At 74.4% G+C, this 22,584-nt stretch carries 19 protein-coding genes; 7 read left to right on the plus strand and 12 right to left on the minus strand.

The window, feature by feature from the left end:
- Window positions 1-360: 360 nt before the first annotated feature.
- From smc to recG, 10 genes are all read right to left on the minus strand, one after another.
- Entirely contained in the window at window positions 361-3,936 is a 3,576-nt protein-coding gene (gene smc / locus O4U47_RS28600; RefSeq protein WP_270681097.1) for a chromosome segregation protein SMC, read from the minus strand.
- A 297-nt stretch (window positions 3,937-4,233) separates the two neighbouring features.
- Window positions 4,234-4,425, minus strand: coding sequence for a hypothetical protein (locus tag O4U47_RS28605; RefSeq protein ID WP_083939609.1), 192 nt, complete (start codon window positions 4,423-4,425; stop codon window positions 4,234-4,236).
- Window positions 4,426-4,701: 276 nt separating this feature from the next.
- On the minus strand, window positions 4,702-5,001 hold the full coding sequence (locus O4U47_RS28610; RefSeq protein ID WP_270681098.1) for an acylphosphatase: 300 nt from the start codon (window positions 4,999-5,001) through the stop codon (window positions 4,702-4,704).
- Between the two features lie 17 nt (window positions 5,002-5,018).
- A complete protein-coding gene (mutM, locus tag O4U47_RS28615; RefSeq protein WP_270681099.1) occupies window positions 5,019-5,909 on the minus strand; it encodes a bifunctional DNA-formamidopyrimidine glycosylase/DNA-(apurinic or apyrimidinic site) lyase in 891 nt (296 codons plus the stop codon).
- Between the two features lie 6 nt (window positions 5,910-5,915).
- On the minus strand, window positions 5,916-6,644 hold the full coding sequence (gene rnc, locus O4U47_RS28620; RefSeq protein ID WP_270681100.1) for a ribonuclease III: 729 nt from the start codon (window positions 6,642-6,644) through the stop codon (window positions 5,916-5,918).
- Between the two features lie 277 nt (window positions 6,645-6,921).
- The gene (gene rpmF, locus O4U47_RS28625; RefSeq protein WP_017626273.1) at window positions 6,922-7,098 is read right to left on the minus strand and encodes a 50S ribosomal protein L32; all 177 of its coding nucleotides are present in this window, start codon (window positions 7,096-7,098) and stop codon (window positions 6,922-6,924) included.
- A gap of 73 nt (window positions 7,099-7,171) precedes the next feature.
- The gene (locus tag O4U47_RS28630; RefSeq protein ID WP_270681111.1) at window positions 7,172-7,756 is read right to left on the minus strand and encodes a YceD family protein; all 585 of its coding nucleotides are present in this window, start codon (window positions 7,754-7,756) and stop codon (window positions 7,172-7,174) included.
- A 174-nt stretch (window positions 7,757-7,930) separates the two neighbouring features.
- Window positions 7,931-8,413, minus strand: a complete 483-nt coding sequence (gene coaD, locus O4U47_RS28635; protein WP_270681101.1) for a pantetheine-phosphate adenylyltransferase — start codon at window positions 8,411-8,413, stop codon at window positions 7,931-7,933.
- A 39-nt stretch (window positions 8,414-8,452) separates the two neighbouring features.
- Complete coding sequence (gene rsmD, locus O4U47_RS28640) at window positions 8,453-9,058, minus strand: 16S rRNA (guanine(966)-N(2))-methyltransferase RsmD (protein WP_270681102.1); 606 nt, start codon at window positions 9,056-9,058, stop codon at window positions 8,453-8,455.
- 37 nt (window positions 9,059-9,095) lie between these two features.
- Window positions 9,096-11,306: an ATP-dependent DNA helicase RecG gene (gene recG, locus O4U47_RS28645; protein WP_270681103.1), complete on the minus strand. Its 2,211-nt coding sequence runs from the start codon at window positions 11,304-11,306 to the stop codon at window positions 9,096-9,098.
- A gap of 485 nt (window positions 11,307-11,791) precedes the next feature.
- Between recG and rpmB the strand changes: the two genes are divergently transcribed.
- Complete coding sequence (rpmB, locus tag O4U47_RS28650; RefSeq protein ID WP_017626278.1) at window positions 11,792-11,977, plus strand: 50S ribosomal protein L28; 186 nt, start codon at window positions 11,792-11,794, stop codon at window positions 11,975-11,977.
- Window positions 11,978-12,153: 176 nt separating this feature from the next.
- Here rpmB and O4U47_RS28655 read toward each other — a convergent pair whose 3' ends face one another.
- On the minus strand, window positions 12,154-12,792 hold the full coding sequence (locus O4U47_RS28655; RefSeq protein WP_270681104.1) for a cellulose binding domain-containing protein: 639 nt from the start codon (window positions 12,790-12,792) through the stop codon (window positions 12,154-12,156).
- Between the two features lie 160 nt (window positions 12,793-12,952).
- Window positions 12,953-13,960 carry a thiamine-phosphate kinase gene (locus tag O4U47_RS28660; RefSeq protein ID WP_270681105.1) on the minus strand — a complete coding sequence of 336 codons (1,008 nt, stop codon included), beginning with the start codon at window positions 13,958-13,960 and terminating at the stop codon, window positions 12,953-12,955.
- Between the two features lie 136 nt (window positions 13,961-14,096).
- Between O4U47_RS28660 and O4U47_RS28665 the strand changes: the two genes are divergently transcribed.
- The 6 genes from O4U47_RS28665 to cydC all read left to right on the plus strand — a co-directional run bounded on the left by O4U47_RS28665 (window position 14,097) and on the right by cydC (window position 21,461).
- Complete coding sequence (locus O4U47_RS28665; protein ID WP_270681112.1) at window positions 14,097-14,330, plus strand: Lrp/AsnC family transcriptional regulator; 234 nt, start codon at window positions 14,097-14,099, stop codon at window positions 14,328-14,330.
- Window positions 14,331-14,354: 24 nt separating this feature from the next.
- The gene (locus O4U47_RS28670; protein WP_270681106.1) at window positions 14,355-14,816 is read left to right on the plus strand and encodes a DUF3515 domain-containing protein; all 462 of its coding nucleotides are present in this window, start codon (window positions 14,355-14,357) and stop codon (window positions 14,814-14,816) included.
- Between the two features lie 341 nt (window positions 14,817-15,157).
- The gene (locus tag O4U47_RS28675) at window positions 15,158-16,609 is read left to right on the plus strand and encodes a cytochrome ubiquinol oxidase subunit I (protein ID WP_270681107.1); all 1,452 of its coding nucleotides are present in this window, start codon (window positions 15,158-15,160) and stop codon (window positions 16,607-16,609) included.
- A gap of 40 nt (window positions 16,610-16,649) precedes the next feature.
- A complete protein-coding gene (cydB, locus tag O4U47_RS28680) occupies window positions 16,650-17,699 on the plus strand; it encodes a cytochrome d ubiquinol oxidase subunit II (protein WP_270681108.1) in 1,050 nt (349 codons plus the stop codon).
- A 43-nt stretch (window positions 17,700-17,742) separates the two neighbouring features.
- Window positions 17,743-19,545, plus strand: coding sequence for a thiol reductant ABC exporter subunit CydD (gene cydD, locus O4U47_RS28685; protein WP_270681109.1), 1,803 nt, complete (start codon window positions 17,743-17,745; stop codon window positions 19,543-19,545).
- A complete protein-coding gene (gene cydC, locus O4U47_RS28690) occupies window positions 19,542-21,461 on the plus strand; it encodes a thiol reductant ABC exporter subunit CydC (protein WP_270681110.1) in 1,920 nt (639 codons plus the stop codon). Before cydD ends, cydC begins: the two co-directional genes overlap by 4 nt.
- Window positions 21,462-22,584: the final 1,123 nt, after the last annotated feature.

The raw sequence follows: 22,584 nt of genomic DNA on the forward strand, positions 1-22,584 counted from the left end.
GGGGTACCGGCCGAGCCGCCGCCCGCCCGGACCGCGAGGAACCCGCCGCCCGGCAGGCAGGCCTGGGGAACCACCCCGCTCTCGCCGTCGCCGCCGAGCACCCCGGCCACGCACACACCCGGCGGCCGACAGAGTTACCGCAAGGGCCGCTGACCTGCGTCGTCGCCGCCCCACCACCCCACCCCCCGGCAACCCGCCGCCCGGCCGGGGCCCGGAGCGGGGGACCCGCTGGGCCTCACGAAGTCACGAGAGACCTGGCGGACTGTACATGTGGGCGGGGAGCCACCGCCCCTACCAACAGCGACGCCAGTGGGGCGCCCGGCGACGAGCCGCGGGGGTGGCCCGAGGCCCGAACCCTGCTCAGGCGATCTGGGGGTTGATCTCCTCGGCGGCCTTGCGGTCGAGCTTCTGGCTGATCACCTGGGAGATGCCGTCGCCCTGCATCGTCACGCCGTACAGCGCGTCCGCCGCCTCCATCGTGCGCTTCTGGTGGGTGATGACGATCAGCTGGGACGAGGCCCGCAGCTCCTCGAAGATCACCAGGAGGCGCTGCAGGTTGGTGTCGTCCAGGGCGGCCTCGACCTCGTCCATCACGTAGAACGGCGACGGGCGGGCCTTGAAGATCGCGGCGAGGAAGGCCACCGCCGTCAGGGAGCGCTCGCCTCCGGACAGCAGGGAGAGGCGCTTCACCTTCTTGCCCGGCGGACGCGCCTCCACCTCGACGCCGGTGGAGAGCATGTCCCCGGGCTCGGTCAGCACCAGTTTGCCCTCGCCGCCCGGGAACAGGCGGCCGAAGATCTTCGCGAACTCCCGCTCCACATCGGAGAAGGCCCCCGTGAACACCTCCTGCACCCGGTCGTCCACCTCCTTGACGACGGTGAGCAGGTCGCGCTTGGTCTTCTTCAGGTCCTCCAGCTGGGCGTTGAGGAACGCGTGCCGCTCTTCCAGGGCCGCGAACTCCTCCAGGGCCAGCGGATTGATCTTGCCGAGCCGGTTGAGGTTCTTCTCGGCCTCCTTGGCGCGCTTCTCCTGCACCGCGCGGACGTAGGGGACCGGCACCGCGGCCTCCCCCTCGGCGTCCGCCGGGGGCGGGACCGGCACGTCGGGCCCGTACTCGGCGAGCAGGACCGGCACCTCCACGCCCAGCTCCTCCACGGCGCGGGTGTGCATCTGCTCCAGGCGCATGCGGCGCTCGGCCCGCGCGACCTCGCTTCCGTGCACGCTGTTGACCAGCTTCTCCAGCTCCACCGACAGCTCGCGCACCCGGGCGCGCACGGTCTTGAGCTCGCCCTCCTGCTCCTGGCGGCGGTGGTCGGCCTCGGCGCGCACCCGCTCGGCGTCGGCCAGTGAACGCTCGATGCGCTCCAGCGACAGCCGGGCCGCCTCGGCCACCGCCTCGGCCACCCGCGCCTGCTCGGCGCGGACGCGGCGGCGGCGCGCCGCCCGCTCGCGGGCCTCCCGCTCGGCCTGGGCCTGGCGCATCAGCCCTGCGGCCCGCCCCTCGATGGAGCGCACCCGCTCCTCGGCGGTGCGCACCGCCAGCCGGGCCTCCATCTCCGCCTGCCGGGCCTCGGAGGACTCCCGGGCCAGCTCGTCGCGGCGCCCGGTGTCGGGCTCGTCGTCCTCGTCGGGCTCGGCCTCGGCGGCGGCGAGCCGCTGCTCCAGGTCGGCGAGCTTGTCCAGCTCGGCCTGGCGCCCCGCGGCGGCCTTGGCCGCGGCGGCCGCGTACCGCTCCACCTCGGCCTCGGCGGAGCGGGCCTGGCCTCCCAGCTTGCCGAGGCGCTGGGCCAGCTCGTTGCGGCGCTTGTCGCCCTCCCTGCGGCGCGCCCCCAGCTCCTCGACCCGGGCGGCCGCACCGGCGCGGCGCTCCTGGGCCCCGGCGAGGGCGTCGCCCGCCTCCCGGCACGCGTCGTCGGCGGCGGCGATGCGCTCGGCGGCCTCGTCGACCGCGGCCTGTACCTCCAGCACGCTGGGCGCGGCGGCCGACCCGCCGTGGACCAGCGCCCCGCCGAACACGTCCCCCTCCGGGGTGACGCAGGTCAGGGCGGGGGCGGCGGCCGCGATCCGGAGCGCCTGGGCGGCGTCGGTGGCCAGCACGGTGCGGTCCAGCAGCGCGGTGACCGCGTCGGCCAGGCGGTCGGACGCGGTCACCGCGTCGCGGGCGTAGCGGCACCCCTCGGGCGGCTCGGGCCAGTCGGCGCGGGGGACCGCCGGACGGGCCTGGGCGAGGACCACGCCCGCGCGCCCGGCGTCGTTCTCCTTGAGCAGCGCGAGGGCGGCCTCGGCGCCGTCGGCCCCCTGCACGGCCACCCCTTCGGACGCCGCCCCGAGGGCGGCGGCGACGGCGGTCTCGTGCCCCGGTTCGACGTCCACCAGCTCGGCCATGGCGCCGATCGCGCCGGGCAGCGCGTCCCCGGCGGCGAGCAGGGCGGCGGCACCGTCCTTGCGCTCCAGGCCCATCTCCAGGGCCTCCTTGCGGGCCGACAGCGCGGCGCGTTCCCGCTCGGCGGTGCGTTCGGCGTCGCGCAGCCGGGACAGCTCGGCGTCGGCCTGCTCCAGGTCGGTCCGGGCCTGTTCCAGGGCGCCGTCGAGTTCGGCGTCGCCCTCTTCCAGCCCTTCGGAGGCCTCGGCCGCCTCCTCGTACTCCATCTGCGCGGCTTCGGCGCGCTCGCGGGCCTCGGCGGCGGACTCGTCGAGGCGCTGGACTTCGGCCTCCCCCGCGGCCAGGCGCCCGCGCACGGCGTCGACCTGGCCGCGCAGGCGCACCAGGCCCTCCCTGCGGTCGGCGGCGGCGCGCGCGGCGGCGGCGATCCGCTTCTCCTCGGCCTCCAGCGCGGATTCGGCCCCGGTGCGGACGCGGACGGCCCCGTCCAGCCCTTCACGGGCCTCTTCGAGGCGGAAGCGGAGGGCCTCCTCCTGGGCGGCGGCCTCCTCGGCCTCCTGCTCCAGGTCCTCCGGGTCGGGCCCACCGCGCTCCTCCTCGGGTGCGGCGGCGAGGTTGCGGTGGCGCTCGGCGGCCAGACCGGCGACGGCGCCGAACCGCTCGCGCAGCCGGGACAGCCCGTGGTAGGCCTCCTGCGCGCGGTTGAGGGCGGGCGCGGAGCGGGCGGCGTCCTCCTCCAGGACGGACTCGCGCTCCTGCGCTTCGCTCAGCGACCGCTCGGCGGCCTCCCTGCGGCGGCGCACCTCGGCCTCGTCGGCCTCCTCCTTCTCCAGCTCGTTCGTGAGCGTGGCGATGTCGTCGGCCAGCAGGCGGAGGCGCGCGTCGCGCAGGTCGGCTTGGATGACCTGGGCCTTGCGGGCCAGTTCGGCCTGGCGCCCCAGGGGCTTGAGGCGGCGGCGCAGCTCGGCCGTCAGGTCGGTGACGCGGTCCAGGTTGCCCTGCATCGCGTCCAGTTTCCGCAGCGCCTTCTCCTTGCGCTTGCGGTGCTTGAGGATGCCGGCGGCCTCCTCGATGAGGGACCGCCGCTCCTCGGGGCCGGCGTGCAGGACCGTGTCGAGCTGGCCCTGGCCGACGATGACGTGCATCTCCCGGCCGATGCCCGAGTCGCTGAGCAGGTCCTGGATGTCCAGCAGCCGGCAGGTGTCGCCGTTGATGGCGTACTCCGAGCCGCCGTTGCGGAACATCGTCCGCCTGATGGTGACCTCAGTGTAGTCGATCGGCAGGGCGCCGTCGGAGTTGTCGATGGTCAGGGAGACCTCGGCCCGCCCCAGCGCCGGGCGGGAGGACGTCCCCGCGAAGATGACGTCCTCCATCTTGCCGCCGCGCAGGCTCTTCGCCCCCTGCTCACCCATCACCCACGCGAGGGCGTCGACCACGTTGGACTTGCCCGAGCCGTTGGGTCCCACCACGCAGGTGATCCCGGGCTCGAAGCGCAGGGCGGTGGCGGAGGCGAAGGACTTGAAGCCGCGCAGCGTCAGGTTCTTCAGGTACACCCCGCGCCCCCTCCGGCCTCGGCGTCACCGGTGATCCCGGTTCCGGTCCGGACTTCGGACCGGCGGTCTCAAGGGTGCCACGAGACGCGTGGGAAAGCGGCCGCATTCGGCCCGAGAGTCGCCCGCCACGGCGAGGATTGTGCGAAATCACCGGGGGTACACCCCCGGGTGAGGGCAGCGGAGCCGCGGAGAGGACGGGAAGGGAATCCCCAAGGTAAGCACCCAAGGGACGCCTGTGCTGCCGGCGCCGAGACGGCGGCCGGGGCGTCCCTTATCCCGAGTGCGTGAGAGTTGTGGTTACGCGAGCGCGGGCTCGCGGTCGGTCGCGCCGACGGCGACCTCGGCGACGGACGCGGAGAGTTGGTCGTTGCGCGCCTGGAGCCGACCGATCTCGTCTTCGAGGTCGCGTACCCGCTTCTGCAGTCGTCGCATCTCCTGAACCATACGAGGGTCAGGACCGCCGACGTGGCCGAGTAGAGCCTTCGCCATGATGTGGGTCCTCCACACTGAGTGACCAGATGAGGTTCACACGCATATGAGCCACGAGCAGGATCGCGCCACCCGCCTCGTGGGTGGAATCGGAGCGCGGTCTGCCTTCCAGAGTCTCACCGCGGACGTCACTGGTCAAGGTTGCACGGAACTGTCGGTAACCGCACTGTGACCTGAGCAGGACACAGTGCACGACCCGCACAGAGGCGCCCCGTTCCCGCCCTGCGGGAAGCGTTGCGGGGGGCACCCGCGAATCGCGTCACCCTTCTAGGATACTCACCGCTCGGCGAACCCTGTGTAGGAACCCCGGTACTGTGCCCAGGTCTCCACGACCCCGTCCACGCGCCCCGGGGTCGCACCCCCTTTGAGCTGTGAGAGAAGCTCCTCACATCGTTCGCGCGCCCCTTCCGCGACGACTTCGACACGGCCGTCGGCCAGGTTGGTCGCCGCACCGGCGAGCCCCAGCTCCAGCGCGCGGGCGCGCGTCCACCACCGGAACCCCACGCCCTGCACGCGTCCGCGCACCCACGCCGTCATACGGACGGACTCCGCGGCGTCCTGCCCGGTCTCCCCCATGGCCGGTCCCTCCTCGCTCACGTGTTCACGCCCCCCGCGGCGCGCCCGCACCCCGGGGGCCGGGGCTGGCAGCGCGGGCAGCTGAAGGAGGAGCGGTTCATGAACGCGTCCCGGCGGATGGGTGTGGCGCACCGCTCACACGGCTCACCCCGCCGCCCGTAGGCCTTGAGCCCGCGTTCGAAGTAGCCGCTCTCCCCGTTGACGTTCACGTACAGCCCGTCGAAGGAGGTCCCGCCCTCCTTGAGGGCCTCCCGCAGCACCTCCCGCACCTGCTCCAGCAGAAGCGACACCTGCGCCCGCTTCAGCGCGGACGCCGGCCGCGCCCAGTGCAGCCGCGCGCGCCACAGCGCCTCGTCGGCGTAGATGTTGCCGATACCGCTGACCAGCGACTGGTCCAGCAATGCGCGTTTGATCTCGGTGCGCTTGCGGCGCAGCGCGGCGGTGAACACGTCCTCGTCGAACAGCGGGTCCAGGGGGTCGGGGGCGATGTGCGCCACGACGTCGGGAACCACGCCCCCGTCCGGCGCCTCCACCAGCGGGGCCACCATCAGGTGCCCGAAGGTGCGCTGGTCGGCGAAGCGCAGCTCGCGGCCGTCGCCGGGCAGCGGGAGGCGCACCCGCAGGTGCCGCTCGGCGGGGGCGCCCTCCGGCTGCACCAGGAGCTGGCCGCTCATCCCCAGGTGCGCCAGGAGCGCGTCGCCGGAGTCCAGCGTCAGCCACAGGTACTTGCCGCGCCGGGCGGCGGCCCCGGCGGTGCGGCCGGACAGGCGGTCGGCGAAGTCGTGCGGCCCCGCCGCGTGGCGCCGCACCGAGCGCGGGTGCAGCACCTCGACGCCGTCGAAGGCGCGGCCCACCACCCAGCGTTCGACCCCGCCCCGGACGACCTCGACCTCGGGGAGCTCGGGCAACGGAACCTACCCCTGGGCGTCGGTGGAGGCGGACTCGGAGCGGGCGCGGATGGCCTTCCAGGCCGACTCGGCGGCCTGCTGCTCGGCCTCCTTCTTGCTGCGGCCCTCCCCGGCGCCGTAGTCGGTGCCGGCCACGCGCACGGTGGCGCGGAAGGTCTTCTGGTGGTCGGGGCCGCTCTCGTCCACGTGGTACTCGGGCACCCCGAGCATCTCCGAGGCGGTCAGCTCCTGCAGCGAGGTCTTCCAGTCCAGCCCGGCGCCGAGCCCGGAGGCGGTGGAGATGAGCGGGTCGAACAGCCGGTGCACCAGGTCCGAGGCGGTCTCCAGGCCGCGGTCGAGGTAGACCGCGCCGATGATGGCCTCCAGGGTGTCGGCGAGGATGGAGGACTTGTCGCGCCCGCCGGTGCCCTCCTCACCGCGGCCCAGCCGGATGTAGCCGCCGATGCCCAGGCCCCGCGCGACGTCGGCCAGGGCGCGCATGTTCACCACGGCGGCGCGCAGCTTGGCCAGCTGCCCCTCGGGCAGGTCGGGGTGCTCGCGGAAGAGGGTGTCGGTGACGATCAGCCCGAGCACCGAGTCGCCGAGGAACTCCAGGCGCTCGTTGGTGGGCAGGCCGCCCTTCTCGTAGGCGTAGGAGCGGTGCGTCAGCGCCCGCGCCAGGACCTCGCCGTCGATTTCCACGCCGATGGCCGTGTGGAACTCCTTGGCCTCGGCCGCACTGATCTGAAAGGACACCGGACGCTCACTCCCTAGATCCACGGCGGCCCACGCCCCCGCCGGCCGGGGCACGCGGCCGCTTCCGAGCCGTCCAGGGTCGCTCGAAGCCGTGGTGGCCGCCGCTGCGCGGCGGGCGCCGGGGCGCCGCACCGCCATCGGCGGCCACCACGACCTCGGGATGGGCCCGAATCGGCGCGAAGTCAAGCTTATTCGAGGTTGTCGGCCGGGGGGCGGCCCAGCCCAAAAGGCGGGTCCTCTCCCGGGGCTCCGGGAGAGGACCCGCCGCGCGCGTACGCTAGGCCGGGTTGACGGCCTGGCGGTTGTTGTAGGTGCCGCACGTCGGGCAGGCCTGGTGCGGGACCTTCGGGTCGCGGCAGCGGGGGCAGTTCACCAGCGACGGGCGCTTCGCCTTCCACTGGGAACGGCGCATGCGGGTGTTGGCCCGCGACATCTTCCGCTTCGGGACGGCCACTTCAATCCTCCTGGGTCACCCCCGCGGCGCGGGAGCTCACTTACCGGTACCCCCGCCGGTCCGCGGGGAAGAACTAGCTGTCGCCCGAATCCAGGCCCAGCTTGCGCAGCGCCTCCCACCGGGGATCGACGCGCTCGCCGTGGCCGTGGTCGGCGCCGGCCTCGGCGAGTTTGACGCCGCACTCGGCGCACAGGCCGGGGCAGTCGTCCCGGCAGAGCGGCGAGAGCGGCAACGCGAGCACGGTCGCGTCGCGGACGACCTGCTCCAAGTCGAGCAGGTCGCCATCAAGATAGTAGTCCTCTTCGTCGGCGTCCGCGTCCGCGCCCTCTTCCGGCCGGCCGTAGGCGTCCTCGTCCGGGTAGTGGAAGAGCTCCTGGAAGGCCGACTCGAAGGAGGCCGACACCGGGTCCAGGCAGCGCCCGCACTCCCCCTCGTAGCGGGCCCGGGCGGTGCCGGTCACCAGGACCCCCTCCAGCACCGCCTCGAGCCGGAAGTCCAGCTCGATGTCGGAGCCCTCGGGGACCGACGCCGTGCCGACGGCCAGCGACGCCGGCGCGGGCACCATGCGGACCATGGTGCGCATGCTGCCCGGCTGCCGCCCCAGCGGCCGGGTGTCGACCGCGAACGGGGACCGGGGATCGATACGAGTCAGTGTGATCGCGCTTTCGGTACGGTCGGCCGGGGCCGACGCGGGTGGTCGCCTTGACGTGGCCGCGGCCCCTTCCCCGCACGCCGCGCGTGCGGAGGAGGGACCGCGGTCAAACCGTCAGTCTAGCGATCCGGCAGGTCGCGCCCAAATCGTCCGGGCGCGCCGAGGGGCGCCCCGGCCGGGTCAGCCGCGCTCGCCGTACTTCGCGCGCAGGCGCTCCTGCACGTACGGGGTGACCAGCCCGTCGACGTCGCCCCCGTACTGGGCGACCTCCTTGACCAGGCTGGAGCTGAGGAAGGAGTACTGCGGGTTGGCCGTCAGGAAGACGGTCTCCACCTCGGCCAGCCGGTAGTTCATCTGCGCGATCTGCAGCTCGTAGTCGAAGTCGCTGACCGAGCGGAGGCTGCGGACGATCATCGGGATGCCGTTGTCCCGGCAGTAGTCGACGAGCAGCCCGTCGAAGGTGTCGACGGTGACGTTGTCGAACGGCTTGACGCTCTCCTGGAGCATGTCGAGCTTCTCGTCGACGCTGAACAGCCCGCGCTTGTTGACGTTGGTCAGCACGGCGGCCACGACCTCGTCGAACTGCCGGGCGGCCCGGCCGATGATGTCGATGTGGCCGTTGGTCACCGGGTCGAACGACCCTGAGCACACGACGCGTCGCACGGTGACCGCTCCTTCCTGCCGGGTGGGGCGCTGCCCCCTCTACCCGGGATCATCCCCCTCGGCAGGGGCGTGTTCGGGACGACTCGCGGCGCGACCGTACCAAAGCGCCGCTTCGCCGTACCGGCGCACCCGGGTCCCTTCGAAACCGCGGGGCCATTCCTGGTCGGGGCCGCGCGCGGAGCGCTCCAGCACGACCAGCGCGTCGGCGGCGAGCCAGCCCCGGTCGCGCAGGGCGGCCAGGAGCGCGCCGACCTCGTCGTCGCGGACCGCGTACGGCGGGTCGGCCACCACCAGGTCGTAGGGCCCGCCGCCGGGGCCGCGCTCCAGCACCCGGGCGGCCCGGTCGGCGGCCAGTTCGGCGCCGGGCAGGCGCAGGGAGGCGATGTTGCGCCGGACGACGGCGGCGGCCTTGCGGTCGGCCTCGACCATGAGGGCGTGCGCGGCGCCGCGGGACAGCGCCTCCAGCCCGATCGCCCCCGACCCGGCGTACAGGTCGAGTACCCGCAGCCCGTCCAGCGGCCCGAGCTCGGACTGCACGGAGGCGAAGAGCGCCTCGCGGGCGCGGTCGCTGGTGGGCCGGGTGGTGCGGCCGTCGGGGACGGCGAGGCGGCGTCCGCCCGCCGTACCGGCGATGATGCGGGTCATGCCGTAGACCGTACCGGCCCTGCCCCCCACGCGACGCCTACGCCTTCTCCAGGAAGTCGGCGCGGTCCTCCCCCAGCAGCTCGTCGAGGGCCGCGGCCAGGGGCGGGTGCGCGGCCAGCTCCGGGTCGCGTCCGACCAGGGCGGCCGCCTCCGCGCGGGCCTCGCCGATGAGCTCCTCGTCGCGCAGGAGGGTGAGCATCCGCAGCGACGAGCGCCGCCCCGACTGGGCGCCGCCGAGCACGTCGCCCTCGCGGCGCTGCTCCAAGTCGACCCGGGACAGCGCGAACCCGTCGGTGGTGGCGGCCACCGCGTCCAGCCGCTGCCGGGACGGGCCGCCCTCCTCGGCCTCGGTGACCAGCAGGCACAGGCCCGGCAGGCTCCCGCGGCCCACCCGGCCGCGCAGCTGGTGGAGCTGGGAGACGCCGAACCGGTCGGCGTCCATGATCGCCATCACCGTCGCGTCGGGCACGTCCACGCCCACCTCGATCACGGTGGTGGCGACCAGCACGTCGGTCTCCCCCGCGGTGAAGCGGGCCATGACCGCCTCCTTCTCCTCCGGGGCGAGCCGCCCGTGCAGGGCCTCCACCCGCAGCCCGGACAGCGGCCCCTCGGCCAGGGTGCGGGCCACGTCCAGCACCGCCAGCGGGGGGCGGCGCTCCTCCTCGCCCTCCTCCGGCGCGGGCGCGGCGGCCCCCTCCTCGTCCCCGTCGTCGCCGCCGATGCGCGGGCAGACGATGTAGGCCCGGCGCCCCTGGGCGGCCTCCTCGCGGATGCGCTCCCAGGCGCGGTCGAGGAAGTGCGGCTTGTCGCGCGCGGGCACCACGTGGGTGGCGATGGGCGCGCGCCCGGCGGGCAGCTGGTCCAGGGCGACCACGTCCAGGTCGCCGTAGACGGTCATGGCCACCGTGCGCGGGATGGGGGTGGCGGTCATCACCAGCACGTGCGGGCGCCCGTCGGCGGCCTTCTCGCGCAGGGCGTCGCGCTGCTCGACGCCGAAGCGGTGCTGCTCGTCGACGACGACGAGGCCCAGGTCGGCGAAGGAGACGTGCTCCTGCAGCAGGGCGTGGGTGCCCACGATGATCCCGGCCTGCCCGGAAGCGGCCTCCAGTAGCGCCTCGCGCCGGGCGGCGGCGCCCTGGGAGCCGGTGAGCAGCGCCACCCGGGTGGCGTTCTCGGCCCCGCCGAGCAGGCCGCCCTCGGCCAGTGGGCCCAGCATCCGGGTGATGGAGCGGTGGTGCTGCTGGGCGAGGACCTCGGTGGGGGCGAGCAGCGCGGCCTGGCCGCCGGCGTCGACCACCTGGAGCATGGCGCGCAGCGCCACCAGGGTCTTGCCCGCGCCGACGTCGCCCTGGAGGAGGCGGTGCATCGGGTGGGCGGAGTCCAGGCCCCCGGCGACCACCTCGCCGACCTCCTTCTGGCCGGCGGTCAGCTCGAAGGGCAGGTCGGCGTCGAAGGCGTCGAGCAGGCCGCCGGCGGCGCGCGGCCGGGGGCGGGCGGGCACGTCGGCGGCGGCCGCGCGGCGCTGCGCCAGGGCGAGCTGCAGCACGAAGGCCTCGTCCCACTTGAGGCGTTTGCGGGCGCGGCCGATGTCGTCGCCGTCGGCGGGCCGGTGGACCCCCTCCAGGGCCTCGCCGATCCCGATGAGGCGGTGCCGCTCGCGCAGTTCGGGCGGGAGCGGGTCGGCGAACCCCCCGCCGCCCTCGGCCTGGTCGAGCAGGGTGGCCACGCAGCGGGCGATGGTCATCGAGGTCAGGCCCTTGGTGGCCGGGTAGACGGGGATGGGCCGGTCGGCGAACTCGCGGGCGCGGTCGTCGCCGGTGCCGTCGTCGGGCAGCATCTCGTAGACCGGGTGCGCGAGCTGCTTCTTGCCGCGGTAGGTGGAGACCTTCCCGGCGAACATGCCGCGCCGCCCCGGACGCAGCTCCTTGAGGTGGTACCCGGCGTTGTGGAAGAAGGCCAGGGTGAGCCGCCCGGTGCCGTCGGTGATCACCACCTCCAGCAGGCTGCGGGGGCGCCCGCGGCCGCCGCCGCGCAGGTCGCGCTTGGTGGCGCTGAGCACCTCGGCCACCACCGTGGCCTGCTCGCCCTCGCCCAGCGCGGCCAGGTCGGTCAGCTCGCCCCGGTAGGCGTACCGGCGCGGGTAGTGCCGCAGCAGGTCGCCCGCGGTGTGCAGGTCGAGCTCGGCGGCGAACTTCTTGGCCGCGGCCGCGCCCTGGGTGGTGCGCAGCGGCTCGTCCCAACTGATCACCGGTGTTCCTCCCGTCGCGCAGGTCCGCCGGACGACCGCCCGGCGAGGATGCCGTGGTCCCCGACCCGGGGTGAATCGTCCCACGCGCGCACGAGCGGGGCGTGGAGCCTTCGGGGCCGTCGGGCAGGAGTGGACGCCACTGTAGGACGCCCCTGCGACATGCGGGGACCGGACACTCGCAGGCACGCGGTGGGACGCCCGGAGGGGCCGCTGACCGGGGCCGGACCGGCGGGTGGCCGGGGCGGGCTATAATCGGAGACCGCACCGCCGTCCCGGATCGGCGGGACGCCGCCGCGGGCGGCCGATCGGGCGGTGCGGGCACGGGCCCTTCGGGGGCGTCCGCTCCGTTTAGCGGCCGCCCTGGGCATCGTGTACGCTTCCACGGTTGGCGCACCGCGCCGACCTGCATGATCATCAGACCTCTCTCGGGTCGACCAGCACGCGTGCGGAGCGCATGCGGGCCCGAGCGCTTGAATGGAGTTACCGTGGCTTCCGTCTGCGACGTCTGCGGCAAGGGCCCAGGGTTCGGTAACAGTGTCTCCCACTCGCACCGCCGCACCCGCCGCCGCTGGAACCCCAACATCCAGACCGTGCGCACCCGCGTGGGCGGTACGCCCAAGCGCATGAACGTGTGCACCTCCTGCATCAAGGCGGGCAAGGTCGACCGCTGAACCGCGGGCGGTTCCGAACCGCCGACGCGCTCACGCATGGACGAGGGGCGCCGCAGCCGGTGATCCGGCGCGGCGCCCCTCGTATTGCGACGGTCCCGCGATGATCTCGACGCAAGTGCTGTCAAACCAGCGGTTTTGACAGCACTTCCGTCGAGATCATCGGTGGTAGGGACCCATCACAGGGAACAGGGGGCTCCGTTGAAGGTGCAGCTGGTGGGCGGCTGTGCGACGCCTTCGGCGGTGAAGGTCACCTCGACCGACTCGCCCGGTGCCAGGCCGCCGCGCGAGGCGGGCTCCCGGGCCACCATGCCGTCGCCGGTGGCCTCCCAGTCCACGTCCCGGGCGGAGGTGACCCGCGCCGTGTCGAAGCCCAGCACCAGCTCCCAGCCCTCCAGGGCGGCCGGGCCGGTGTTGGTGAGGGTGACCCTTCCGGTGAAGGCCGTCGAGGAGGTCTCGACGGTGGTGTAGCTCAGGGCCGCCGGGGCGCCGGAGGCGTCCTCCTCGGCGCGGGCCTCGCCGCCCCCGCCCTCCGGCTCCTGGGCGCTCGGTCCGGCGGAGGGGCCGGTGGGCGTGGCGCCGTGCTCGACGGGCGGCTCGCTGAACCTGAGGTAGATCTGGGTGGTGCTGTAGCCGAAGAGCACGAGCCCGACGGTGACCCCGGAGATCAGCAGCACGCTCAGCAGCCGGGGCGGGCGGACCCGCTTGGGCACGGTGCTGCCCAGCATCAGGCCGACGGTCCGCAGTGCCCCGGAGTGTTCGGGCTCGGAGCGGTGCGCACCGCGCCGGCCGCCGCCGGACCCGCTTCTGCGCCCCATAACGAACAGCCTTCCGATCCACGCTCCGTCCCTCGCCCCGCACAGGCGGCGCGGGGCGTCAGCTTAGCGTGATTTACCCCCCAAACCCGACTCTCTCACCCCGTCCGCGCGGCCGCCCCCTTCGCCCCTCCTCCCCCTGCTCCGTCCGCGGTCCACCGCGTCACCGGCCGAAATGGTCCCAGCCGCCGCCTGCGGGCGGCCTTCCGTCGACGGTGACGCGCGGCCCGTCGGGGGCGGCCTCCCGCACCGCGCCGATGACCGACCAGCCGTCCGGCGGGGCGGCCTCGGGCGGGAAGGCGGCGGCCAGCGCGTGGTCCTCTCCCCCGGTGATCATCAGGTCGATTGCGGCCTCCCGGAGCGGGCGCCCCGCTCCCCCGGCGGGGTGGCCCGTTGCGGCCAGCAGCTCCACGGCGGCGAGCAGGCCCGGGGCCGGGTCGAGGGCGTCGCGCCGGATGTCGACGCCGACGCCCGAGGCGGCGGCGATGTGCCCGAGGTCCTGGACGAGCCCGTCGCTCACGTCGAGCATGGCGTGGGCCCCCGCCAGGGCGGCGCGCGGCCCCTGCGCGTAGGGCGGCCCGGGGCGCCGGTGCTCGGCCACCGCGGCGCGCGCGGCGTCCTCGTCGGCCAGCCCCTCCTGGAACAGTGCCAGCCCCGCGGCGGACAGCCCCAGGGGGCCGGTGACGGCGATCCGGTCGCCCGGCCGCGCCCCGCTCCTGCGCACCGAGCACGCACCGTCCAGCGAGCCCAGGGCGGTGACGGAGACGGTGAGCGTGGCGGAGCCGACGGTGTCCCCGCCTACGACCGTGCAGCCGACGGCGGCGCATTCCTCGCGCACCCCTTCGGCGAAGTCCTCCGCCCACGCGACGGGGAGGTCCTTGGGCGCGGCCAGGCCGATGAGGAGGGCGGTGGTCCTCGCCCCCATGGCCGCGATGTCGGCGGCGTTCTGCGCCACCGCCTTGTGGCCGATGTCGCGTGCGCTGGACCAGTCGAGCCGGAAGTGCCTCCCCTCCACGAGCACGTCGGTACTGGCGACCACGCGCTGATCTGCGGCGGAGACGATCGCGGCGTCGTCTCCCGGCCCGAGGATTACATCGTCCGTCTCGGGGAATCTGGCCGTCACGCGCGCGATCAGGCCGAATTCGCCCAGGTCCCCAATGGTGCTCGACACAGCCCTCAGGGTACGGTGACCAATCCGGCGCAGTGGTCTAGACCCGCGCGTACCCCGTCAGAGTGCGGCGCGCGGCCGGTTCCGGACGCCGCCGCTCCGTCCGCATGTTCTCTGGGTGATCTGGGAGGGTTCCACCGTGGTGCAGGCCTATGTTCTGGTGCAGACCGAGGTCGGCAGGGCCGGTGATCTGGCGGAGCTCATCCGCGGGATCGACGGAGTCCGCGAGGCCGACGACGTGACGGGCCCCTACGATGTGATCGTGCGCGCCCAGGCCGACGACATCGACGCGCTGGGGCGGCTCGTGGTCGCCCGCATCCAGCGGCTCGACGGCATCGCGCGCACGCTGACCTGCCCGATCGTGCAGATCTGAGCGAGCGAGGACGCTGGAGGGCCGATGCACAGGCGAGCGGCGGTGACCGCGGCGGGAACGGCCCTGGTGCTGGCCGGCTGCACCGGGGGCGCCGTCGAGGTCCCCGTCCCCGAGCCGGACGAGGAGACCGCGGCGCTCTGCGAGGCGCTGGCCGAGCGGCTCCCCGAGACCCTCTACGACTCCGGGCGCGTCGCCACCGACCCCGACTCGCCGCTGGTGGCGGCCTGGGGCGACCCGGTGATCTCGCTGCGCTGCGGGGTGGAGCGGCCGGAGGCCTACCGCCCGGACGCCGAGCTGACGGTGGTCGACGGGGTGGCGTGGCTGCCCGAGCCGCAGGACGAGCCGACGCTCTACACCTCCATGGCGCGCGAGGCCTATGTCGAGGTGTCGGTCCCGCCCTCGTACGGGGCGCCCGCCCAGGGGCTGGTGGCGATCAGCGAGGCGATCGCGGCGGAGGTCCCCGAGCTGCCCCCGGGCGAGTACTGACCCGGACCGCTCCGGCGCCCCGCCCCGCCGCCCCCGCCGGTGAGTTCTCGGTCACCCCGCGCGCGCTGCGCGCGGCGCCCCCGGAGCGGATGCGGCCGCTCCCCCGGTACGCAAGGACACCGGAAAACTCCGCATCACCCCTGGTAAAGAGCGGCCCGCCGATACTGCGCCGACGGGCCGCGCCCGTCTAGCGTCGTCTACGGGGCGGGCTCCGCGGCCGCGGCACCCCGGTGGATCTACTACATGCCGTAGCACTACGCTGTGTCGTACTACGGCACGTCGGTCCGGTTCCTCCGGACCAGCGGCCGCATCCATCGGTCCATTGCTGGCTGGAGAGGCGCATGGAAGCACTCGACCTGGCACGGTGGCAGTTCGGTATCACCACGATCTACCACTTCCTGTTCGTCCCGCTGACGATCGGCCTGTCGGTCATCGTCGCCTCCCTGCAGACCGCGTGGTACCGGACCGGCAGGCACGAGTACCTGCGGGCCACCAAGTTCTTCGGCAAGCTCTTCCTGATCAACTTCGCCATGGGCGTGGTCACCGGGATCGTGCAGGAGTTCCAGTTCGGCATGAACTGGAGCGAGTACTCGCGGTTCGTCGGCGACGTGTTCGGGGCGCCGCTGGCCATGGAGGCGCTGCTGGCGTTCTTCCTGGAGTCCACCTTCATCGGGCTGTGGATCTTCGGTTGGGACCGGCTCCCCCGCGGCGTGCACCTGGCCTGCATCTGGCTGGCCGCGATCGGCACCAACCTGTCGGCCTACTTCATCCTGGCCGCCAACGCCTGGATGCGGCACCCGGTCGGGTTCACCGTCAACCCCGAGAACGGCCGCACCGAGCTGACCAGCATCTGGGCGGTGCTGTCCAACACCCAGGCCTGGTCCACCTACCTGCACGTGGTCTCGGCCGCCTTCATCACCGCCGGGATGTTCGTCGCCGCCGTCAGCGCCTTCAAGCTCTGGCGGAACCGCCGGCACGGCGACACCGGCGAGAAGGGCACCGCGCCCCCCAAGGGCGACCACGAGCTGTTCCGCAAGTCGCTGCGCGCGGGCATGGTCGTCACCCTGCTGGCCGGGGTCGTGGTCGTCTACTCCGGCGACCACCAGGCCAAGCTCGCCGCCGAGTACGAGCCGATGAAGCTCGCCGCCGCCGAGGCCCACTGGGAGACCGAGGAGGGCGCGCCCTTCTCCACCTTCGCCGTCGGCGACACCGACAGCGGCGTCAACACCATCGACATCACCATCCCGCGCGTGCTGAGCTTCCTGGCCACCGGCACCATCGACGGCACCGTCGAGGGCATGAACGACCTGCAGGCGCAGTACAACGAGGAGTACGCCGAGTACGGGGAAGTGGACTACATCCCCAACGTGTTCATCCTGTACTGGTCCTTCCGCCTGATGATCGGGTTCGGCCTGTTCGGCGTCGCGGTGTCGGCGCTGGGGCTGTGGCTGACCCGCAAGCGGCGGCTGCCGCACACCCGCTGGTTCTACTACGCCGCCATCGCCGCCCTGCCGGCGACGCTGGCCGCCAACATCTTCGGCTGGGTCCTCACCGAGATGGGCCGCCAGCCCTGGACCGTGCACGGCGAGCTGCTGACCGCGATGAGCGTCTCGCCCGGGGTCAGCCTGGGCCAGGTCGCCTTCTCGCTCGCCGTGTTCACCCTCATCTACGGCGTGCTCGCCGTCGTCGAGGCCGGGCTGCTGTGGCGCTACGTCAAGGCCGGGCCCTCGCACGTCGTCCCCGAGCCCAAGGACGGCGAGGACACCGGCGACGTCCCCGCGTTCGTCTACTGAGCCCCGCCGACACCGCGCCACGCGCTAGGAGACCTGAGACATGGATCTGGCAACCGTCTGGTTCCTCGCCATCGCGGTCCTGTGGACCGGCTACTTCATCCTGGAGGGGTTCGACTTCGGGGTCGGCATGCTCCTGCCCGTCCTGGGGCGGCGCGACGTCGACCGGCGGGTCATGATCAACGCGATCGGCCCGGTCTGGGACGGCAACGAGGTGTGGGTGATCACCGCCGGCGGCGCCATGTTCGCCGCCTTCCCCGCCTGGTACGCCACCGCCTTCAGCGGGTTCTACCTGCCGCTGCTGCTGATCCTGCTGGCGCTCATCGTGCGCGGGGTCGCCTTCGAGTACCGCGGCAAGGGCGACACCGACCGCTGGCGCGCCTGGTGGGACCGGGCGATCTTCTGGGGCAGCGCGGTGCCCGCCTTCCTGTGGGGGCTGGTCTTCGCCAACATCGTGCGCGGGATGCCGGTCGACGGCGACGAGATCCTCCGCGCCGGGCTGCTCTCCCTGCTCAACCCCTACGCCCTGCTGGGCGGCCTGACCACGCTGTCGCTGTTCGTCCTGCACGGGGCGCTGTTCCTCACCCTCAAGACCGGCCAGCCGGTGCGGGCCCGCGCCCGGGCCGCGGCGCTGCGCGCCGCCGTCGTGGCGGTCCCCGCCGGAGCGGTGTTCCTGGTGTGGACGCAGCTCGCCCACGGCAAGGCCTGGACGTGGCCGGTGGTGGCCGCCGCGGCCGCCGCCCTGGTGGCGGGCGTGCTGCTGGCGCTCCGCGGCTCGGAGGGGCGCTCGTTCGCCTGCACCGCGGCGACCATCGGGCTGGCGTCGGTGACGCTGTTCGGGTCGCTCTTCCCCGCGGTGCTGCCCTCCACCCTGGACCCGGCCTACAGCCTGACCGTCGCCAACGCGTCCTCGGCGCCGTACACGCTGACCGTCATGAGCTGGGTGGCGGTGGTCTTCCTCCCGGTGGTGCTCGCCTATCAGGCCTGGAGCTACTGGGTCTTCCGCAAGCGGGTGACCCGGGAGCAGATCGAGCCGGTGCCCGCCTATGGTGGCGGTGGGCAGGGCTCCGGCCCCGCCTCCGCCGCCGAGTAGCGCCCCAGAGAGCGGCGCCCGCCGCTCCGCCGAAGGGATCCGAATGCGCCCCCTCGACCCGCGCCTGGTCCGGACGGCCGACGCCGTCCGCGTGCACCTGGCCGTCGCCGTCGCGAGCGGCCTGCTCACCACGGGCATGGTGCTCGCCCAGGCCTGGCTGCTGGCCTACACGATCGCCGGGGCCACACGCGGGGCGGGGCTGGACGCACTCTCCTGGGCGATCACCGCCGTCGCCGCGGTGGCGATCGCCCGTGCGGCGCTGTCATACGGCGCCGAGACCGCCGCCCTGCGCTCCGCCGCGCGCGCCAAGTCCCAGCTCCGCCGGCGCCTGGTCGCACACGTGACCGGCACCGGCGCCGAACCGGGGAACGGCGCCCGCGCGGGGTCGGAGGACGGGCCGGGGGACTCGCCTCTCCCGGACGGCGGGACGGTCCGATCGTCAGGGGGGACCGTCACCGCCGGGACGGGTACGGCCGACGCCGGAGAGGTCGCGACGCTCGCCACGCGGGGCCTCGATGCGTTGGACGATTACTTCGCCCGGTATCTCCCGCAGCTGGTGCTGGCCGTGCTCGTCCCCCTGGCCGTGCTCACCGTGGTGGCGGGCGCGGACTGGATCTCGGCGGTGGTCATCGCCGTCACCCTGCCCCTGATCCCGGTGTTCATGGCCCTGGTGGGCTGGCACACCCAGGAGCGCACGCAGCGCCGGTGGCGCCGCCTGCACCGGCTGGGCGGCCACTTCCTGGACGTGGTGGAGGGGCTGCCGACGCTGGCGGTCTTCCGCCGCACCAAGGCCCAGGCGCGCATCATCCGGCGGATGACCGACGAGCAGCGCTCCAGCACCATGGCGACGCTGCGCATCGCGTTCCTGTCGGCGTTCGTGCTGGAGCTGCTGAGCACGCTGGCGGTGGCGCTGGTCGCCGTCGAGATCGGCATCCGGCTGATGTACGGCATGCTCGACTACCAGACGGCGCTGCTCGTGCTGATCCTGGCGCCCGAGGCCTACCTGCCGCTGCGCGAGGTCGGCTCCCGGTTCCACGCCAGCATGGAGGGGGTGGCCGCCGCCGAGCAGGTGTTCACGGAGCTGGACAAGCACGCGGAGGGCGCCCCCCGCGCCCCCGAGCCGTCCCGGGACCGCACCGCCGAGCTCCCCGAGCAGGGCGTGGGGCTGCGCCTGGAGGGGGTCGGCCTGACCTACCCGGGCCGGGACGGGCCCGCGCTGACCGGAGTCGACCTGGAGGTGCCCGCCGGGCGGCGGATCCTGCTGGCCGGGCCCAGCGGGTCGGGCAAGAGCTCGCTGCTGTCGCTGCTGCTGCGCTTCATCGAGCCCACCGAGGGCCGCATCCTCGCCGTGCCCGCCGACGGCGCCGGGGGACTCCCCCTGGACCGGGTCGACCCCGCCGCGTGGCGGAGCCGCCTGGCGTGGGTGCCGCAGCACCCCTACCTCTTCGACGACACCGTGGCCGGGAACATCCGGCTCGGCGCCCCGGACGCGGACGACGACGCCGTGCGCCGGGCCGCCGAGCTGGCCGAGGCCGACGCCTTCGTCCGGGAGCTGCCCGAGGGGTACGCCACCCCGCTGGGCGAGCGCGGCGCACGCCTGTCGGCGGGGCAGCGCCAGCGCGTCGCCCTGGCGCGGGCGTTCCTGCGCGACGCGCCGGTGGTGCTTCTGGACGAGCCCACGGCGCACCTCGACCCCGAGAACGCGGCCGCGGTCCGGACGGCGGTCGCGAGGCTGCTGGAGGGGCGCACCGGCGTCGTGGTGGCCCACGACACCGGGTGGGCCGCGCATGTGGACGAGACGGTCCCCGTCCGAGCCGGCCGCCTGGAGAGGGAGGCCCTCCGATGAGCGCCGCCGATGTGTCCCCACCGGCCGCCGAGGGCGCCGACGCTCCCGGGCGCGGCCGCGATCCGCTGGTGCGGATGGTCCTGCTGGCCTGGCCCCGCGGCAGCCGGTTCGCCCTCGGCGTCCTGCTCGGCTCGGTGGCCACCGGGTCGGCGGTGGCGCTGCTGGGCATCGCCGCCTGGCTGCTCGCCAAGGCCGCCGAGCACCCGCCGATCACCGCGCTGAGCGTGGCGATCGTGGCCACCCGGGCGCTGGGCGTCACCCGCGGGGTGGCGCGCTACCTGGAGCGGCTGGTCACCCACGACGCCGCGTTCCGCACCCTGGCCGACGTGCGCGTGAAGGTCTACGAGCGGCTCGCCCGCACCGAAGCCCGCCCGTCGCCCACCACCACCCTCAACCGAGGCGCTTCGCACCGCAGTACAGGTTCGTCGCCCACCACCACCCTCAACCGAGGCGCCTCGCGCCGCAGTATGGGTCCGCTCCGCTCCGGCGACCTCGTCTCCCGTCTGGTCAGCGACACCGAGTCCACCCAGGACCTGCTCCTGCGCGGGCTCACCCCGCCGCTGGTGGCGGTGGTCGCCGGAGGTGTGACCACGGCCGTGTGCACGGCGCTGCTGGTCCCCGGCGGACTGGTGCTGGCCGCCGGGCTGCTGCTCACCGGCCTGGCGGTGCCGCTGATCGCCGCCCGGCTGGGCCGGGCCCCCGGCGAGCGCCAGGCGGAGGCGCGGGGGCGGCTGTCCACCTCCCTCGTCGACGCCCTGCACGGCGCCCCCGACCTGGTCGCCTACGGTGCCATGGAGCGGGCGGTGCACCGGGTGGAGGAGGCCGACGCCGAGCTGACCCGCCTGGCCCGCCGGGACGCGGGGCTGCTGGGCTTCGGCGCCGGGGCGACCGCGCTGGTCACCGGCCTGACGGTGTGGGCGTCGCTGCTGCTGGGGGTGGCGGCGGTCGACGACGGGTCGCTGCACCCGGTGCCGCTGGCGGTGCTGGTGCTGACCACGCTGGCCGCGTTCGAGATCGTGCAGCCGCTGCCGGCGGTGGCGGCCCGGCTGGGGGCGCTGCGGGCCGGGGGCGCGCGCCTGTTCGACGTGCTGGACACCCCGGCCATGGTGGAGCCGCCCGCCGATCCGGCCGCCCTGCCCGACCCGCCCCCGGCGGACCTGGGGGTGCGGGGGCTGAAGGTGCGGTACGGCCCGGAGGAGCCGTGGGCGCTGCGCGGTATCGACCTGGAGGTGCCCACCGGGGCCAAGGTCGCGGTGCTCGGCCCCAGCGGCGCGGGCAAGAGCACCCTGGCCGAGGTCCTGCTGCGGTTCCGGGACCCCGACGCGGGGACCGTGGAGCTGGGCGGCGCCGACCTGCTCGGCTACGACCGGGACGACGCGCGGCGGGCGATCGGGGGCGTGCCGCAGGACCCGCACGTGTTCGCCTCCACCCTGCGGGAGAACCTGCGCCTGGCGCTGCCCGAGACCGACGCGGACGAGGGCGGGGACACGGACACGCACGGCGGCGACGAGCGGCTCTGGGAGGCCCTGGAGCGCACGCGCCTGGCCGACGAGGTCCGGGCGATGCCGCACGGGCTCGACACCGAGGTCGGGGTGCACGGCACCCGGCTGAGCGGCGGGATGCGCAGCCGCCTGGCGATGGCCCGGGCGGTGCTGGCGGCGCCGAGGATCCTGGTCCTGGACGAGCCGACGGCGCACCTGGACCCCGACACCCGGGACGCGGTGATGGCCGACGTCCTGGACGCGGCGGACGCCGAGGGGTTCTCGACCCTGCTGATCACCCACGACCTGGCGGGGCTGGAGCGGATGGACCGCGTCTACGTGCTCTCCGAGGGCCGCGTCCTCCAGGAGGGCACCCCGCAGGAGCTGGCCGATCAGGAGGGCTGGTACCGCGACGCCCTGCGCCTTGGCCACTGAGCCGGGGCGGGCGCCCGGAGGCTTCCGGACACCGGCAGACGGCCGAGAACGGCGAGGGCGGCGAGGGCGGCGGTTCCGGCGATCGCCCTTCGGGCGACCGTTCTCCCGCGTTCCCTGACTCGGGGCCCTTCCCCCGCTGGGCCCCCGGAGGCACCGGAGGACGCCGGGCGGTTCCCCGATCCTGCCTGCTGGCCGCCGGGCACGTGCATGGTCACCGTGCCCGGCGATGACGGCGGAGCCGGTGCCCCACTCCCGGACTCCAGCCAGTGCCAGGCCACCGGGGTGCAAGGGAGACGGCGGCGACGGCGAAAGCGGGGCGGTTCCCTTGGCCTGCCTGCCGGGTGGCGGGTTCCTCGCGGTCCGGGTGGGCGGGGCGGCTGGTGCCCCGCTCGCGGGCCATGGCCGGGCGGCGGGTGGCCGGAGTGCGAGGTCGGGGCGGCGACGACGAAGGTCAGCGGCACTCTCGGCAGCGCTGTCGGCCGTGCGGCGTGTGCGTGGTCGCCGTGATGGGCGGCGACGGCGAAAGCGGGGCGGTTCCCCGAGCCTGCTTGCCGGGCGGCGGGTCACTTGTGGTGCAGGCAGGCGCCCCGGGGAGGTGTTCGGGGCGTGCCGGGCGCGCGGGGTCCCGTCCGGGCATCGAGTGTCCAGAAAAGTGCACTCTGTGCGGGTGGGAGTGGTCGAAAGCGCACACTCGTTGCCCCGGGGTGCGTTGAACGCCCGATAGGACACCCTGCAACCGGGCATTCCGGGCGCGGCGGGGAGGAGGTCGGCCGTCCCGCGTGGCGGATCCGCCACGCGGTCACGCTCAAAGCGTCCCTTTCGCCGCGCTGGATGGCACCGGGCCGTCCGTGGCGTCCCAAAGGCGGGTTCCGGCCCGGCCGCTACCCGCCCGGTGTCCGGTTCGCCCGGTTCCGAGGGGGCCGGGGCCCCTCCCGCGCCCTGATCGACGCCCGGGGCGGCGGCGCGGGCGGCGGGGGTGCGCGGTCATCGCGATTCCAGAACACGTTCTGCCCACAGAAGGGCCCCAAACAGCACAGCAGGCCCGCTTACCGCCCTCGCCATCACCGTGGGTAGCCGATATCGGCCCAGAGCGGCCCCCGAGCGCCCGGCGGGAGCACCCCGG

Source organism: Nocardiopsis suaedae (assembly GCF_027706745.1).
GTDB lineage: Bacteria > Actinomycetota > Actinomycetes > Streptosporangiales > Streptosporangiaceae > Nocardiopsis_A > Nocardiopsis_A suaedae.

What these genes read in the sequence shown, in the direction of transcription:
- O4U47_RS28605 (WP_083939609.1), bottom strand. Translation starts at nt 4,425, where the DNA reads ATGGCGAAGGCTCTACTCGGCCACGTCGGCGGTCCTGACCCTCGTATG.
- O4U47_RS28610 (WP_270681098.1), bottom strand. Translation starts at nt 5,001, where the DNA reads ATGGGGGAGACCGGGCAGGACGCCGCGGAGTCCGTCCGTATGACGGCG.
- rsmD (WP_270681102.1), bottom strand. Translation starts at nt 9,058, where the DNA reads ATGACCCGCATCATCGCCGGTACGGCGGGCGGACGCCGCCTCGCCGTC.
- O4U47_RS28655 (WP_270681104.1), bottom strand. Translation starts at nt 12,792, where the DNA reads ATGGGGCGCAGAAGCGGGTCCGGCGGCGGCCGGCGCGGTGCGCACCGC.
- O4U47_RS28670 (WP_270681106.1), top strand. Translation starts at nt 14,355, where the DNA reads ATGCACAGGCGAGCGGCGGTGACCGCGGCGGGAACGGCCCTGGTGCTG.
- O4U47_RS28675 (WP_270681107.1), top strand. Translation starts at nt 15,158, where the DNA reads ATGGAAGCACTCGACCTGGCACGGTGGCAGTTCGGTATCACCACGATC.
- cydB (WP_270681108.1), top strand. Translation starts at nt 16,650, where the DNA reads ATGGATCTGGCAACCGTCTGGTTCCTCGCCATCGCGGTCCTGTGGACC.
- cydD (WP_270681109.1), top strand. Translation starts at nt 17,743, where the DNA reads ATGCGCCCCCTCGACCCGCGCCTGGTCCGGACGGCCGACGCCGTCCGC.
- cydC (WP_270681110.1), top strand. Translation starts at nt 19,542, where the DNA reads ATGAGCGCCGCCGATGTGTCCCCACCGGCCGCCGAGGGCGCCGACGCT.